At 70.4% G+C, this 14,989-nt stretch carries 15 protein-coding genes; 8 read left to right on the top strand and 7 right to left on the bottom strand.

Going from position 1 to position 14,989, the window contains the following annotated elements:
* Positions 1–40: 40 nt before the first annotated feature.
* The 5 genes from disA to HPO96_RS20400 all read right to left on the bottom strand — a co-directional run bounded on the left by disA (position 41) and on the right by HPO96_RS20400 (position 5,821).
* Positions 41–1,132, bottom strand: coding sequence for a DNA integrity scanning diadenylate cyclase DisA (gene disA / locus HPO96_RS20420; protein ID WP_337796728.1), 1,092 nt, complete (start codon positions 1,130–1,132; stop codon positions 41–43).
* A 190-nt stretch (positions 1,133–1,322) separates the two neighbouring features.
* Positions 1,323–2,261 (bottom strand): beta-ketoacyl-ACP synthase III, encoded by a 939-nt coding sequence (locus tag HPO96_RS20415; protein ID WP_171675081.1) that lies wholly within the window; start codon positions 2,259–2,261, stop codon positions 1,323–1,325.
* Between the two features lie 228 nt (positions 2,262–2,489).
* Entirely contained in the window at positions 2,490–3,878 is a 1,389-nt protein-coding gene (radA, locus tag HPO96_RS20410) for a DNA repair protein RadA (protein ID WP_420371472.1), read from the bottom strand.
* Between the two features lie 42 nt (positions 3,879–3,920).
* Entirely contained in the window at positions 3,921–4,616 is a 696-nt protein-coding gene (locus HPO96_RS20405; protein WP_171675079.1) for a methyltransferase domain-containing protein, read from the bottom strand.
* Entirely contained in the window at positions 4,613–5,821 is a 1,209-nt protein-coding gene (locus tag HPO96_RS20400; RefSeq protein ID WP_337796727.1) for an MFS transporter, read from the bottom strand. The genes HPO96_RS20405 and HPO96_RS20400 overlap by 4 nt, the downstream gene beginning before the upstream one ends.
* Before the next feature lie 90 nt (positions 5,822–5,911).
* Here HPO96_RS20400 and HPO96_RS20395 point away from each other — a divergent pair, with 90 nt between their 5' ends.
* On the top strand, positions 5,912–7,336 hold the full coding sequence (locus HPO96_RS20395; RefSeq protein ID WP_171675078.1) for a beta-N-acetylhexosaminidase: 1,425 nt from the start codon (positions 5,912–5,914) through the stop codon (positions 7,334–7,336).
* Between the two features lie 86 nt (positions 7,337–7,422).
* Positions 7,423–8,952 (top strand): WS/DGAT/MGAT family O-acyltransferase, encoded by a 1,530-nt coding sequence (locus HPO96_RS20390; RefSeq protein WP_171675077.1) that lies wholly within the window; start codon positions 7,423–7,425, stop codon positions 8,950–8,952.
* Positions 8,953–9,018: 66 nt separating this feature from the next.
* Here the strand turns inward: HPO96_RS20390 and HPO96_RS20385 are convergent, their stop codons facing one another.
* Together HPO96_RS20385 and HPO96_RS20380 are read right to left on the bottom strand one after the other, a co-directional pair.
* On the bottom strand, positions 9,019–9,651 hold the full coding sequence (locus HPO96_RS20385; protein ID WP_171675076.1) for a VOC family protein: 633 nt from the start codon (positions 9,649–9,651) through the stop codon (positions 9,019–9,021).
* Between the two features lie 62 nt (positions 9,652–9,713).
* Entirely contained in the window at positions 9,714–10,457 is a 744-nt protein-coding gene (locus HPO96_RS20380; RefSeq protein ID WP_171675075.1) for a DUF3109 family protein, read from the bottom strand.
* An 87-nt stretch (positions 10,458–10,544) separates the two neighbouring features.
* Between HPO96_RS20380 and HPO96_RS20375 the strand changes: the two genes are divergently transcribed.
* The 6 genes from HPO96_RS20375 to HPO96_RS20350 are packed head-to-tail and all read left to right on the top strand — an operon-like array spanning position 10,545 to position 14,987.
* Positions 10,545–11,477: a Ppx/GppA family phosphatase gene (locus HPO96_RS20375; protein WP_171675074.1), complete on the top strand. Its 933-nt coding sequence runs from the start codon at positions 10,545–10,547 to the stop codon at positions 11,475–11,477.
* Positions 11,477–12,328, top strand: coding sequence for a sugar phosphate isomerase/epimerase family protein (locus tag HPO96_RS20370; RefSeq protein WP_171675073.1), 852 nt, complete (start codon positions 11,477–11,479; stop codon positions 12,326–12,328). Before HPO96_RS20375 ends, HPO96_RS20370 begins: the two co-directional genes overlap by 1 nt.
* Positions 12,325–12,939 carry a TetR/AcrR family transcriptional regulator gene (locus HPO96_RS20365; RefSeq protein ID WP_171675072.1) on the top strand — a complete coding sequence of 205 codons (615 nt, stop codon included), beginning with the start codon at positions 12,325–12,327 and terminating at the stop codon, positions 12,937–12,939. Before HPO96_RS20370 ends, HPO96_RS20365 begins: the two co-directional genes overlap by 4 nt.
* The gene (locus tag HPO96_RS20360) at positions 12,936–13,502 is read left to right on the top strand and encodes an HDIG domain-containing metalloprotein (protein WP_171675071.1); all 567 of its coding nucleotides are present in this window, start codon (positions 12,936–12,938) and stop codon (positions 13,500–13,502) included. The genes HPO96_RS20365 and HPO96_RS20360 overlap by 4 nt, the downstream gene beginning before the upstream one ends.
* Before the next feature lie 40 nt (positions 13,503–13,542).
* Positions 13,543–14,265 (top strand): ABC transporter ATP-binding protein, encoded by a 723-nt coding sequence (locus HPO96_RS20355; RefSeq protein WP_171675070.1) that lies wholly within the window; start codon positions 13,543–13,545, stop codon positions 14,263–14,265.
* Entirely contained in the window at positions 14,262–14,987 is a 726-nt protein-coding gene (locus HPO96_RS20350) for an ABC transporter permease (RefSeq protein WP_171675069.1), read from the top strand. The genes HPO96_RS20355 and HPO96_RS20350 overlap by 4 nt, the downstream gene beginning before the upstream one ends.
* Positions 14,988–14,989 lie beyond the last annotated feature (2 nt).

Genomic DNA, 14,989 nt, shown 5'->3' with positions numbered 1-14,989 from the left:
CCCAGCCTCGGTCGAGGTGGGGGCCGCTTCGGGGTGTGGATCAGACGTAGCGTTCGAGGATGCTGGATTCGGCGAGGCGGGAGAGGCCTTCGCGGACGGTGCGGGCGCGGTTCTCGCCGACGCCTTCGACGGTCTGCAGGTCGTCGATGCTTGCTGCGAGCAACTTCTGGAGGTGGCCGAAGTGCTCGATCAGGCGGTCGATGACGGCGCCGGGGAGGCGCGGGACCTTGGCCAGCAGGCGGTAGCCGCGGGGAGTGACGGCGGCGTCGAGCTGCTCGGCGCCGCCGAGCTGGAGGGCCCGGGCGACCTGGGCGATGTCGAGCAGGTCGGTGGGGCTGACGGCGTCCAGCTCGAAGAGGACGTCGTCGGCGGTCTTGGGTTTGCGGCCGGCCGCGGGCGGCAGGTAGTCGCGGACGACGAGCTCGCGCTCACCGGCGACGCCGGCGACCAGCTCGTTCAGCTGAAGGGTGAGCAGCCGGCCGTCGGTGCCGAGCTCGACGACGTAACCGTCGATCTCGGTGGCGATCCGGCGGACCATCTCCAAGCGCTGGGCGACCGCGGCCACGTCGCGGACGGTGACCAGATCCTCGATCTCGAGTGCGGACAGCGTCCCGGAGACCTCGTCGAGGCGCAGTTTGTAGCGCTCGAGGGTCGCCAGCGCCTGGTTCGCCCGGGACAGGATCGCGCCCGAGTCCTCCAGGACGTAGCGCTGGTCGTCGACGTACAGCGCGATGATGTGCATCGACTGCGAGACCGAGATCACCGGGAATCCGGTTTGCCGGGCGACCCGGTCGGCGGTCCGGTGCCGGGTGCCGGTCTCGTCGGTGTGGATCGACGGATCCGGCATCAGGTGCACGGCCGCCCGCATCAGCCGGGTGGCGTCGCGGTCGAGGACGATCGCGCCGTCCATCTTGCTCAGCTCGCGCAGTCCGGTCGCGGAGAACTCGATGCCGATCTCGAAACCGCCGGTCGAGATCGAGTCGACGGTCTTGTCGTGGCCCAGGACCAGCAGAGCGCCGGTGCGCCCCCGCAGGATCCGTTCCAGGCCTTCGCGCAGTTCGGTGCCGGGCGCCACGGCGGCGAGCGTCGCGCGCATCCGGGCGTCGGTGCTGTTCTTGTCGTTCGGGGCCACGGAAGCTGAGTCTATGCGGTTGTCCGCGACTCGTGGGCGCGAAGTCCGCCCGGTACCCCTCCCCGGTAGCCCGCGGCCGATCGGACCTTGCAGCTGCGCGTGCACGCGCTCGTGCATCCGGACCGTGCAGTTCCGGATTCCCGCGTGAACGGACTCCGGGGACCCCGAAAGAACGCCGTCCGCTGCGGTGTCAGGGGGTGCGGACGACCTGCCCGGCGTACGACAGACCGCCGCCGAAACCGAACAACAGCACCGGCGCGCCGGACGGGATCTCGCGCTTCTCGACCAGTTTCGACCAGGCGATCGGGATACTCGCGGCCGAGGTGTTCCCGGACTCGACGACGTCCTTGGCGATCACCGCGTTCACCGCGCCGAGCCGCTTGGCCAGCGGCTCGATGATCCGCAGGTTGGCCTGGTGCAGGACGACGCCGCCGAGCTCCTCGGGGGTGACGCCGCCCTTCTCGCAGACCTGCCGGGCGATCACCGGGAGCTGGGTGGTGGTCCAGCGGAAGACGCTCTGCCCCTCCTGGGCGAACTTGTTCGCCGGGGACTCGATCCGGACGGCGTCCGACATCTCCGGCACCGAGCCCCAGACGACCGGGCCGATCTGCGGCTCGTCGCTGGCGACCACGATCGCCGCGCCGGCGCCGTCGCCGATCAGGACGCAGGTCGTCCGGTCGGTCCAGTCGGTGAAGTCGCTGAGCTTCTCGACGCCGATCACCAGCGCCTTGGACGCCGCGCCCGCGCGGATCGCGTGGTCGGCGGTGGCCAGCGCGTGCGCGAAACCGGAGCAGGCGGTGTTCACGTCGATCGCGGCCGGGCTGCCCAGGCCGAGCCGGGCCGCGACCCGGGCGGCGATGTTCGGCGACCGGTCCAGCGCGGTGCAGGTGGCGACGATCACGTAGTCGATCTCGGTCTTGTCCAGGCCGGCGTTCGCGATCGCCTTGTCGGCGGCCCGCCAGGCCATCTCGTCGACCTGCTCGTCCGGCGCGGCGATCCGGCGCTCGCGGATGCCGACCCGGCTCTGGATCCACTCGTCGTTGGTCTCGACCATCGTCGCCAGCTCGGCGTTGGTCAGCACCCGCTCGGGCTGGTAGTGGCCGAGCGCGACAACTTTGGATCCGGTCATCTGGTGCTCCTGCGGTCATCCGGCGTACGCCGGGGCGGGGTCACGGGGTTCGGCGCTGAACCCGAAGGGGGCTACCCCAGAGTACGTTCCCGCCGCACCGGCTGGGCATCCCGCGTCCAAGAGGCGGGCGGGGAACCCCGCGCCTACTGCGCTGCACTCGGCACGGCGCGGAGCTCCCCACCCGCCTCTCGCGCCCGGCGTAGGCGTGTGGTCAGGAACACAAACCGCTCAGGCGAGACCGGCGGCCAGTAGCGCGGACGGCAGATCGGGGGCCGCGAACGTACGCAGGCCGTACTTGGCCTGGATGTCCATCGGCTTCAGGTCTTTGCTCCGGTTCGGGATGTCGGCCGGGATGATCGCCTTGGTGAACCCGAGCCGGGCCGCCTCGGCCAGCCGTTTCTCCAGGCCGCCGACCCGGCGCACCTCGCCGGCCAGCCCGACCTCGCCGATCGCGACCAGCCCGGGGTGGATCGGTCGATCCATCACCGAGGAGGCGACCGCGATCGCGACCGACAGGTCGGCGACCGGCTCGGTGATCTTCACCCCGCCCACGGTCGCGACGTAGACCTCCTGGTCGTGCAGTTTCAGCCCGGCGCGGTTGCCGAGGACGGCGAGCACCATCGCCACCCGCTGGGACTCCAGACCGGACGTCGTCCGCCGGGGCTGCGGCGCCGCCGACGGGCCGACCAGCGCCTGGACCTCGGCGAGCAGCGGCCGGCGGCCCTCCATCATCACGGTCACACACGTGCCCGCGACCGGCTCGGCGTGCTCGGAGACGAACAGGCCGGTCGGGTCGGTGACCTCGACGATGCCGGTGTCGACCATGTCGAAACAGCCGACCTCGTCGGACGGGCCGAACCGGTTCTTGGTCGCGCGGACCATCCGGAAGCCGGAGTGCCGGTCGCCGTCGAAGGCGAGGACGACGTCGACCAGGTGCTCGAGCATCCGCGGACCGGCGATCGCGCCCTCCTTGGTCACATGCCCGACCAGGACGACCGCGATATGCCGCTCCTTCGCGAGGCGGACCAGCGCGCCCGTCACCTCGCGCACCTGCGTCACGCCGCCGGGAGCGCCATCCACCTCCGGGTGGGCCATCGTCTGCACGGAGTCGATCACCAGGAAGGCCGGCTCGACCGCGTCGACCTGGCCGACGACCGCGCCCAGATCGGTCTCGGCGGCCAGATAGAGCTCGTCGACCAGAGCATCCGTGCGGCCGGCGCGCAGCCGGACCTGGGCCGCCGACTCCTCACCGGACACGTACAGCGTGCGCTGGCCGCTGCGCGCGGACTGCGCCGCGACCTCCAGCAGCAGCGTCGACTTACCCACGCCGGGCTCACCGGCGAGCAGGATCACCGCGCCCGGGACGACGCCGCCGCCGAGCACCCGGTCGAGCTCGCCGAGCCCGGTCGGGCGCGATTCGGCCTCGATCGCCGACACCTTCGCGATCGGCATCGCCGGCGATGTCACCGGCCCGGCCGTGATCCGGGCGGCCTTGGCCTGCCCGACCTCGGCCACCGTGCCCCAGGCCTGGCACTCGCCGCAGCGCCCGATCCAGCGCGCCGAAGTCCACCCGCACTCCGAGCACGCGTACGCCGGTTTGCCCTTGGCCGTCGCCACCTTCGCCATGCCGATCAACCTATAACCCGGCACGGACAAAACTCAGAAGGTCCTGCTCCAGAGGTTGATCGCGTAGTCGACCTCGATGCCGGTGTGCCCCGCGAGGAACCGATCGGCATCCGCCGGGGTGAACTCGATCCGGACGACGGCCTCCAGATCGGCGCGGGTCTCGAACCGCCAGCCCATGTCGAGTGGCGTCCGCTGCCAGCCGTGCGCCGCCCAGAACCGCTCCACCTCGGGCGCCTTGATCATCGGGTACGCCGCGCTGAACCAGCCGCCGAACGTCGACCGGCTGCCGTCGTTGTCGATCACGAACGCCGTCCCGCCGCGCCGCATCACCCGGTCGAGCTCGGCCAGCCCGGGCTCACAGCCCGGCCCGAAGAAGTAGGCCCACCGGGCATGCATCACATCGACGGACGAGTCGGGCACCGGGAGGCGTTGCGCGGTCCCTTGCCGGACGTCGACGTTCGGCAGGTCCTTCGTCCGGCGGCGCGCGGCCTCGGCGAGCGTCCCGTGCGGCTCGACGCCGACCACCCGGCCCGCCGTTGCGGCGAACATCGGCAGGTGGAAGCCCGTCCCGCAGCCGATGTCGAGCACGTTCGCGCCGGTCCAGTCCCGGATGGCGCGCATGGCCGGGGCGATCACGCCGTTCGGGTCGACCGCGCGGTTCTCGAGCTCGTAGACCTGCGGGTGGTGCCAGATGTTCGGGCTGGGGATCCCGCCGTCCGCAATGCTCACGCAGCAGACCCTACGGACTGCTTGGTCATGGCTGCGAGCAGGGCGACCGGGACGAGCAGCAGGCCGCAGAGGACGGCGAGCCAGTGGAAGCCGAGCGCCGCGAGGATCGGCCCGGCCGCCGTCCCGGAGATCGACGCCAGCGCGCCCATGGTCAGATCGGACAGGCCCTGAACAGAGGTCCGGATGTCGTCCGGAACCGAGTGGGAGAGCAGGGTGGAGCCGGCAACCAGTACTGCGGACCATCCGAGACCCAGCAGGGCCAGGGCGAGCGCAGTGAGGCCGTGCGCGCTGTCTGGTGCGACGGCGGCGACTGTCATCGCCAGCGCGAGTACTGCGAGGCCGATGCCGACAGTGGGGATGCGGCCGAGCTTGTCGGACAGCCAGCCCATCACTGGGGACAGCGCGTACATACCGGCCACATGGCCGCTGATGACGAAGCCGACGATGGTCAGCGAGGCGCCGTGGTGCTGCAGGTGGACGGACGTCATCGACATCACCCCGACCATCACTGCATGCGCGGTAGCGATCGACAGCAGGCCCAGCCGGGCGTGCGGGATGGACATCACCCGTTGGAAGGTCTGCCGCAATGGCTGGCGGTCGACGGTGGTGTGAGTCGGCCGGGGGAGTCGGCGGAGGCCCAGCCAGACAGTGACCAGGCTGAGGAGCAGTGCGACCACGGAGAACACGTAGGGCCCGGCCAGCGGCACGATGCCGAGTGAGTCGCCGACTGTGGCGCCGGCACCGGTCAGGTTCGGCCCGACGACCACTCCGATCGTGGTGCCCCAGACGACGAAGGACAGAGCGCGGGCGACGTGCTCCGGGTCCGCTGCGTCCGTGGCGGCGTACCGGGACTGCAGGTTGGCCGCGGTGCCGCTGCCGAACAGGCAACCGGCCAACAGGAGCAGTGCGAGCGAGCTGACCTGCGCGGCGACGATGGTGAGGACGGCGCCCGCCGTACCGATCACGTAGCCGACAGCCAGGGACACCCGGCGGCCGTGGCTGCGGGCCAGCCGAGCCAGCGGTACGGCGAGGGCGGCAGCGCCGAGTGTGGTTGACGTGGCTACCAGACCGGCCATCGAGGTGGAGCCCGAGATGCGTTCGGCGAGCAGCCCGGCGACGGCGAACCCGCTGGCCATGGCGACACCGCCCAGCACGTTTCCGGCCACCAGGACGCGGACGGTGGTCTGCTGCAGGGAAGCGGTCACCAGGTCACTCTCTCATCTACCTGACAAAGCAGCCGCCGGAATTTTAGAATAGGGTTGCATAAATCCTCCCCTGTCTTCCTTGGAGTCCGGATGCCCGAGATCGCGATCGTCCCTGCACCGCGTGAGCTGACTGTCGGCGACGGCAGCTGGGTGAGCGCCGATCCGCTCGCCGAAGCGATCCGGGACGTGGTGGAGAACCTCGGCGAGACCGAGTACCGGATCGACGTGACGGCCGAGGGTGCTCGCCTGGCCGCCGGGTCCGAAGACGCGTTGCGGCACGCCGAGACGACGTACCGGCAGTTGCTGGACGCCGCTGAGCCGGCCGCGGACGGTCAGGTCGCCGTGCCGGTCGTGCAGATCGCGGATGCGCCGCGGTTCGCCTGGCGCGGGGTGATGCTCGACGTCGCGCGGCACTTCATGCCGAAGGACTTCGTGCTCAAGGTGATCGACGTCCTCGCCCTGCACCGGCTGAACACGCTGCACTTCCACCTGACCGACGACCAGGGCTGGCGGGTCGAGATCGAGGCCTACCCGCGGCTGACCGAGGTCGGCGCGTGGCGGACCGAGACCATGGTCGGCAAGATGTCGCACGGGCAGACCGAGTTCACCTACGACGGCACCCGGCACGGCGGTTTCTACACCAAGGCCGACCTGCGCGAGATCGTCGCGTACGCCGCCGAGCGCGGGATCACCGTCGTCCCGGAGATCGACCTGCCCGGGCACATGCAGGCCGCGATCGCGGCGTACCCGGAGCTGGGCAACTACCCCGACCAGCAGCTGACCGTCCGCCAGTACTGGGGGATCAGCGACGACGTGCTGAACGTGAACGACGAGACCGTGGAGTTCGTCCGGACCGTGCTGCGCGAGGTGCTGGAGATCTTCCCCAGCCAGTACGTGCACCTCGGCGGCGACGAGTGCCCGACCGTGCAGTGGCGGGCCGCGGAGGAGGCGCAGAAGCGCCAGGCCGACCTCGGGCTGGACGACGCCGGCCAGCTGCAGGGCTGGTTCACCGAGCAGGTCGCGACCGTGCTCACCGAGTTCGACCGGCGGCTGGTCGGCTGGGACGAGATGGTCGAGACCGACTGCCCGAAGGACGCCGTCATCATGGCGTGGCGGAGCGCCGAGCGCGGCGAGATCGCGGTCAAGGCGGGCCACCAGACCGTGATGACGCCGTGCGAGTCGGTGTACTTCGACTACTACCAGGGCGACCCGGCGACCGAGCCGCTGGCGATCGGTGGGTTCATCCCGCTGGAGAAGGTCTACGACTTCGAGGTGATCCCGGCCGGGCTGAGCGACGCCGAGGCGGCGCTGATCGTCGGCGCCCAGTGCAACGTCTGGACGGAGTACATGGAAGACCCCGAGCAGGTCGGCTACATGCTGCTCCCGCGGGTCAGCGCCCTGGCCGAGCGCGCCTGGGGCTCGCCGAAGGTCTCGTACGACGAGTTCCTCGGCCGCCTCCGCCCGCACCTGGCGCGCATCGAGGCCCTCGGTGTGAACTACCGTCCGTTGGACTGATCTTTCCTGAGCTTTCAGATGCTGAGGGGATAACAATTCTCCCCTCAGCACTGTTAGCTGGGATAGACGGGGAGCGGAGGCGCGCAATGACCGCAGTGGGTCCACTGGACGCGATGTTCCTGCTCGGCGAGAGCCGGGAGCAACCCATGCACGTCGGCGGGCTGATGCTGTTCGAGCTGCCCGAGGGCGCCGGGCGGGACCACGTCTTCCCCGAAGGCACCCGGGACTTCGTCTCCCGGCTCTACCACGAGGTGCTCGACGCGCCCACGGTGAACCCGGTCTTCGCCCGCCGCGTCCGCAACCGCGCGCTGGACCTGGGCTACTGGTCCTGGGAGCACGACGACGACATCGACCTCGAATACCACGTGCGGTTGTCCGGCCTGGCTCGCCCGGGCCGCTACCGCGAGCTCTTCGAGCTCACCAGCCGCCTGCACGGCACCCTCCTCGACCGGCACCGCCCGCTCTGGGAGATCCACCTCATCGAAGGCGTCCAGGGCCGCCGCTTCGCCGTCTACTCCAAGATCCACCACTCGATGATCGACGGCGTCACCGCGCTCAAGTGGATGCAGGACACGCTGACCACCGACCCCACCCGCGAAAACATGCCCGCCACCTACGCGCTTCCTGCGGGAGCGGGTGGAGCACGAGGTGGCGAGTGGGCGGAGAGTGGCGGCTCCGAGCCTGCCTCCGACGCTGTCGCGGGAGCGCCGTGGCGCCCGGGAGTGGGCGGCATGCCGACGGTGGGGGAGTTGCTGGCGGCCGTTGGCCGGGCCCCGGGGCGGGCGCTCGGGGGTGCTGCCAACACCGTGGGTGGGGTGGCTCGGGTGCTGGGGGATCTTGCCGGGTTGACGCCGGTCGGCGTGCGAGGGCTGGTGCGCACCCTGGGCCATGAGCATTCTTCGGTTGCGTTCCAGGCGCCGCGGACGATCTTCAACGCGCCGATCACCGGGGCGCGGCGGTTCGCGGCGCAGTCGTGGCCGATCGAGCGGCTGGAGAAGGTGCGGGCGATCACCGGCGCGACCTTGAACGACGTGTTGCTGGGGATGTGTTCAGGGGCCTTGCGCAACTATCTGCTGGAGCAGAACGCCTTACCGGACAAGGCGCTGACGGCGATGGTTCCGGTGTCGCTGCGCGGGAAGGACGACGCGCCGGGCCGGGGTAACGCGCTGTCGACGCTGATCGCGGATCTGGCGACGGACGAGCCGGATGCGGAGCAGCGGATCCGGCGGATCATGGCGTCGACGGCGTACAGCAAGGGAGTCTTGTCGGAGCTGAGCCCGGTCCAGAACCTGATGCTCGGCGCGCTCGGGTTCGCGGTGGCCGGCCCGGGAGCGGTGGTCCCGGGGGTTGCGGGGCACACGGCGCCGCCGTACAACCTGGTGATCTCGAACGTGCCCGGCCCGGCCCAGAGCCCGCTGTACTGGAACCGCTCCCGGATGCTCGGCATGTACCCCGCGAGCATCGTGATGAACGGTCAGGCGCTGAACATCAGCGTCACCAGCTACGACCATCAGCTGCATTTCGGGCTGGTCGGCTGCCGCCGTACCGTCCCGCATCTGCAGCGGCTACTCACCCACCTCGAGACGGCCCTGACCGAGCTCGAGAACACGCACTAGGGCGTGTCTCCTGATCCCCCGCCTACTGCGCTGCACTCGGCACGGCGCGGAATCAGGAGACACGCCCTAGATCCGGACGACGCCGTTCGGGGTCTCGAAGTGGGCCGCGACCAGGCCGGGCTGGCCGTTCGGGCCGACCCATTTCACGTCCAGGTCGTCGAGCAGGTGGTCGGCCGGGTGGCCGATCCAGTCGGTGACGCGGACCGGATCGCCGGCGATCTCCAGCGCGGTCAGCCGCAGGTCCTTGCCGCCGACGGACGGGTGTTCGGCGAGGTCGTCCCAGTGGATGAAGAACGGCAGCTGCGGGTCGGCGATCAGACCTTTGACGCCGATCTGCCGCCAGGTCAGGTTCAGCCCGTCGGGCCGGTGCCGGTTGCCCGGGACGGCCTCGCGGCCGAGCCGGCGCTCCATCCGCGGCATGTCCCGGATCGCGACCACCCAGCCCAGCCAGCCGCCGCCGAGCTCCTTGCGAGCGCGGACGGCCTGCCCGAACGGCGCCTTGTCGGACGCCGGGTGGTCGAGGACATCGACCACCTCGATGTACCGGTCGTTCTCCAGCGCGAGAATGTGGTTGATCGTGCCGAACCGCGGGTGCACCCCGCCGTCCACGAACTCTGCCCCCAACAGCGCGGACAGCCGCTCGACCGTCGCCAGGCACCCATCGGGGCCGGCCGCGTACGACAGATGATCCAGACGCATGCCAGCATTCTTGCCCCAAAATCCGCGGGTTGGCGTGGATCCGGGGTGTCGGTGCGTGTCGCTCAGCGGGAAGCCGGGTGCGGCAGCAGCGGGCGCGCCGCCTCCAGCCGCTGGCGGCACAGGTCGGCGAGGATGGCGTAGGCCTTGTGACCCATCAGCGTCTGCAACTCGACCTTGCTCGACTCGAAGACCGCCTCGACCCCGACATGCGCCTCGGTGTTCCCGGTGCAGTACCAGTCCAGATCGTGGCCGCCGGGGCCCCAGCCGCGCCGGTCGTACTCGCCGATCCCGACCTCGGTGTACGTCGTCCCGTCCGGCCGCTCCACCTCGCGGAACGTCCGCCGGATCGGCAGCTGCCAGCAGACATCCGGTTTGGTCTCGACGAAGTGCACGCCCTTGTCCAGCGCGAGGCCGTGCAACGCGCAGCCGCCCATCCCGCCGTTGAAACCCGGCCGGTTCAGGAAGATGCAGGCGCCGTCGAAGACCCGGGTCTTGCGGTCGCCGTCGTCATCGGTCTCGACCCAGCCGTTGCGCCGGCCCTCCTTGCGGAACTGCCAGTCGTCCTTGCCGAGCTCCTTCACGTACGCCTTGACGCGCTGCTCGTCCTCGTCGTCGGAGAAATGCGCGCCGAGCGTGCAACAGCCGTCGTTCGGGCGGCCCTTGTAGATCCCGTTGCAGCCGCCGCCGAAGATGCAGGTCCAGTTGGAGGCCAGCCAGGTCAGGTCGCAGCGGAACACCTGGTCGGGGTCGTCGGGGTCGGTGAACTCGACCCACGCACGCGGAAAATCAAGAGAAACCTCGGGCACCCGGAAAGCCTACGCGCCCGGCGTCGAGAACTGTGAACGACAACTCCGAAACAACTCTTCCACCCGTAGTCGAGTAACTTGTTGGTCATGCGGCTCGGCGTACTCGATGTGGGATCAAATACCGTCCACCTGCTGGTGGTGGACGCGCACCGCGGTGCCGCGCCGTTACCGGCGTACTCGCACAAGACGGAGCTGCGCCTGGCCGAGCACCTGGACAAGGACGGCCGGATCGCCGACTCCGGCGCCGACGAGCTGGTCGCGTTCATCAAGGAAGCGGCCGAGCTGGCCGAGGACAAGGGCTGCGAGTCGGTGCTCGCGTTCGCGACGTCCGCGCTGCGCGAGGCGCCGAACGGCGAGAAGGTGCTGGAGCGGGTCCGCAAGGAGACCGAGGTCGACCTGCGGACGCTGAGCGGTGTCGACGAGTCGCGGCTGACGTTCCTCGCCGTCCGGCGGTGGTTCGGCTGGTCGTCCGGGCGGCTCGCGGTGTTCGACATCGGCGGCGGCTCGCTGGAGATCGCGGCCGGCTCCGACGAGGAGCCGACGGTCGCGGTCTCGGTTCCGCTCGGCGCCGGGCGGCTGACCCGGGAGGGTCTCACCCAGGACCCGCCGGACAAGGACGAGGTCAAAGCGCTGCGTAAGCGGGTCCGGATCGAGATGGCCGCCGTGGCCGGCGACGTCCTGCGCGCGGGTAAGCCGCAGCGGACGGTCGCGACCAGCAAGACCTTCCGGTCGCTGGCCCGGATCTGCGGGGCGGCGCCGTCCGACGAGGGTCAGTACGTCGCGCGCTCGCTGAACCGCGACGACCTGAGCGACTGGGTGCCGAAGCTGATCAAGATGTCGTCGGCCGAGCGTGCCGAGCTGCCCGGAGTGTCCGCCGGCCGCTCCTCGCAGCTGGTCGCGGGCGCGCTCGTCGCGGACGCCGTGATGGACCTGTTCGACCTGCCCGCACTCGAGGTCTGCCCGTGGGCCCTGCGGGAGGGCGTCATTCTCTCCCAACTCGACCGGCTGCAGCCCCGCTGATGGCGGCCCGCGCGACCGCCACGATCGGTCTGTCCACCGCCTCGGTCTACCCCGAGTCCACCGCGAGCGCGTTCGAGCTTGCCTCCCGGCTCGGGTACGACGGCGTCGAGGTGATGGTCGGCATCGACCCGCTGAGCACCCAGATCGACGCCGTCCAGCGGCTCGTCGACTATCACCAGCTGCCGGTGCTCGCGATCCACGCGCCCTGCCTGCTGATCACCCAGCGGGTCTGGGGGACGGACCCGTGGGGCAAGCTCGAGCGCTCCGCCGAGGCCGCCAAGGACCTGGGCGCGGACGTCGTCGTCGTGCACCCGCCGTTCCGCTGGCAGCGCGACTACGCCCGCGGCTTCGTCGAGGGGATCGCCCGCCTCGAAGAAGAGACCGGCGTGATCTTCGCCGTCGAGAACATGTACCCGTGGCGGGCGCCGGGTAAGGGCCTGCAGGCGTATGCCCCGAGCTGGGACCCGACCGAGCAGACCTACGCGCATACCACGCTCGACCTGTCGCACTCGTCGACCGCCGAGCAGGACTGCGTCGAGCTGGCCGCCACCATGGGCAAAACGCTCAAGCACATCCATCTCACCGACGGCACCGGCTCGGCCAAGGACGAGCACCTCGTCCCCGGCCGCGGCACGCAGCGCGCCGCCGACCTGCTGAACACCCTGGCGAACCAGGATTTCCGCGGTCACATCGTGATCGAGATCAACACCCGGCGCTCGACCAGCCGCGCCGAGCGCGAGATCGACCTGGTCGAGTCGCTCGAGTTCACCCGTCAGCACTTCGTCCGCGGTAACCGCCGGTCGTCGTTCGCGGTCACGCCGGAGGGGGAGATCTCGGAGCTCACGTCATGAGCCCGCGTCGTACGCCGGCCGCACCGCGTACGACGAAGGCCGGTCGCCGCCCGGGTGGCCCGGACACCCGGGGCGAGATCCTCGGCGCGGCCCGGAAAACCTTTGCGGACAACGGATTCACCGCCACCTCGATCCGCGCGGTGGCGCGTGCGGCGGGGGTCGACGCGGCCCTGGTGCACCACTATTTCGACAGCAAGGACGAGCTGTTCATCGAGGCGATGGCGCTCCCCGTCGACCCGCGCGCCATCGCGGCCGCCATCCTCGACGGCCCGCCGGACGAGCTCGGCCGGCGGATCGCGACGGTCTTCCTCGGCGTCTGGGAGTCGACCGACGACGGTCGGCAACGGATGAAGGCGATCTTCCGCAGCGTCGTCGGCAACGACGAGGTCGCCCGGATGATGCGCGAAGGCATCACCTCACTCATCATTGAGCCGGTCTCCCGCTCCCTCGGCGTCCCCGACGCCCACCTCCGCACCAGCATGGTCGCCACCCAGCTGATCGGCCTCGCCATCGCCCGCTACCTGGTCGGCCTGGAGCCCGTCGCCTCGGCCGATCTACCGACGATCATCGACCGCCTCGCCCCCGTCCTCCAGCATCACCTGACCGGATGATCCCGACCGACGCCGAGATCCTGTCGATCCACCGCGACGCCGCCCCGACCCGCTCCGCCTTCGAGTCCGTCTACCGGCACTGTCAGCTGGTCTGCGCGATCGCCGAGCAGTTCTTCGCCGGGCTGGACATCGACACCGGCCTCGTCCGCGCGGGCGCGCTGCTGCACGACATCGGGGTCTATCGCGTCGACGGGCAGGCGTACGTCCGGCACGGCGTACTCGGTCACGAAACCCTTGCCGGGCTGGGGTTTCCGGAGCAGCTCTGCCGGTTCGCCTCCTGTCACACGGGTGTCGGGATCACGGCGGACGACGTCCGCCGGCAACAGCTCCCGATCCCGGTCGCGGACTACCTGCCGCGGAGTCGCGAGGAGGAGCTGGTGATGTACGCCGACAAGTTCCACAGCAAGCGGACACCGCCGGTCTTCGTCAGCGGGGACAGCTACGAGGTGATTGTCGGTCGGTTCGGGGCCGGCAAGGTCGAGCGGTTCGCGCAGCTGCGGGCGGCGTACGGCGATCCGGCGCTGGCCGGGCTGGTGGCGGCGACCGGGCAGGCGCTGGTCTGAGCTGTTGCCGGCGGGCTCTTGTGGTGGCTAAATTCATCATATGGTGAAAAATGCGGTGCGGTGCCGGGATGTGGTGGTGGTGCGCGGCGGGCGGGAGGTGCTGCACGGGGTGGGGTTCGAGCTGCGGGCCGGGTCGGTGACCGGGTTGCTCGGGCCGTCGGGGTGTGGGAAGACGACGCTGATCCGGGCGATCGTGGGGTTGCAGGCGAAGGTGACCGGGGAGGTCGCGGTGCTCGGGTCGCCGGCCGGGGCGGCCGAGCTGCGCGGGCGGATCGGGTACGTGACCCAGGAGCCCAGTGTGTACGGCGATCTGAGCGTTTCGGAGAACCTGCGGTTCTTCGCGTCGGTGCTCGGCGTCCGATCGGACGACGTCGCCCGGGTGATCGACGCGGTCGATCTGGGGACGCACGCCGACGTCCGCGTCGACCGGCTGTCAGGCGGCCAGCGATCGCGCGCGTCACTCGCCGCGGCGCTGCTCGGTGAGCCGGAACTGTTGGTGCTGGACGAGCCGACCGTCGGGCTCGACCCGGTCCTGCGGCGCGACCTGTGGGAGCTGTTCCACCGCCTGGCGGACGGCGGCGCGACGCTGCTCGTCTCCAGTCACGTGATGGACGAGGCGGTCCGCTGTGACCGCCTGCTGCTGATGCGCGACGGCGAGCTCCTCGCCGACGACACCCCGCAAGCCCTCCTCGAAGCCGTCGGCACCGACGACATCGAGCAAGCCTTCCTCACCCTCATCGACCGGAAGGCGGCGTCCCGATGACACCCCGCGTCACCCTCGCCATCGCCACCCGCGTCCTGGCCCAGCTCCGCCGCGACCACCGCACCGTCGCGATGCTCGTCGTCCTCCCTGCCCTCCTGGTCACGCTGATGTGGTGGATGTTCCAGGACAGCCCCACCACCTTCGATCGCGTCGGCGGCCCACTCCTCGCCGTCTTCCCCGCGATCATCATGTTCATCGTCACCTCGGTGGCCACCCTCCGCGAACGCTCCACCGGCACCCTCGCCCGCCTCTTCACCCTCCCCATGGGCAAACTCGACTTCCTCCTCGGCTACGCCCTCGCCTTCGCCGCCATCGCCGTCGTCCAAGCCGCATTCGTGGTCTCGATCGCCTTGTACGCCTTGGATCTCGACATCCAGGGCCCCGCCTGGCAACTGGCCGCCGTCGCCGTCCTCGACGGCATCCTCGGCACCGCCCTCGGCCTCTTCGCCAGCGCCTTCGCCGCCACCGAATTCCAGGCCGTCCAGCTGATGCCCGCCGTCATGATCCCGCAACTCCTCCTCTGCGGCCTCCTCGTCCCCCGAGACCACCTCCCCACCCTCCTGCACACCCTCTCCGACGCCCTCCCCCTCTCCTACGCCGTCGACGCCGTCCAAAAAGTAGCCCAAGGCAACAACCCCCTCCCCCAAACCCTCCTCGTCCTCACCTTCACCACCACCGCCCTGACCCTCGGCGCCACCACCCTCGAACGCCGCACACCCTGAGA

This window comes from Kribbella sandramycini, assembly GCF_013131805.1.
GTDB lineage: Bacteria > Actinomycetota > Actinomycetes > Propionibacteriales > Kribbellaceae > Kribbella > Kribbella sandramycini.
This window is presented reverse-complemented; position numbering and strand designations above follow the sequence as displayed.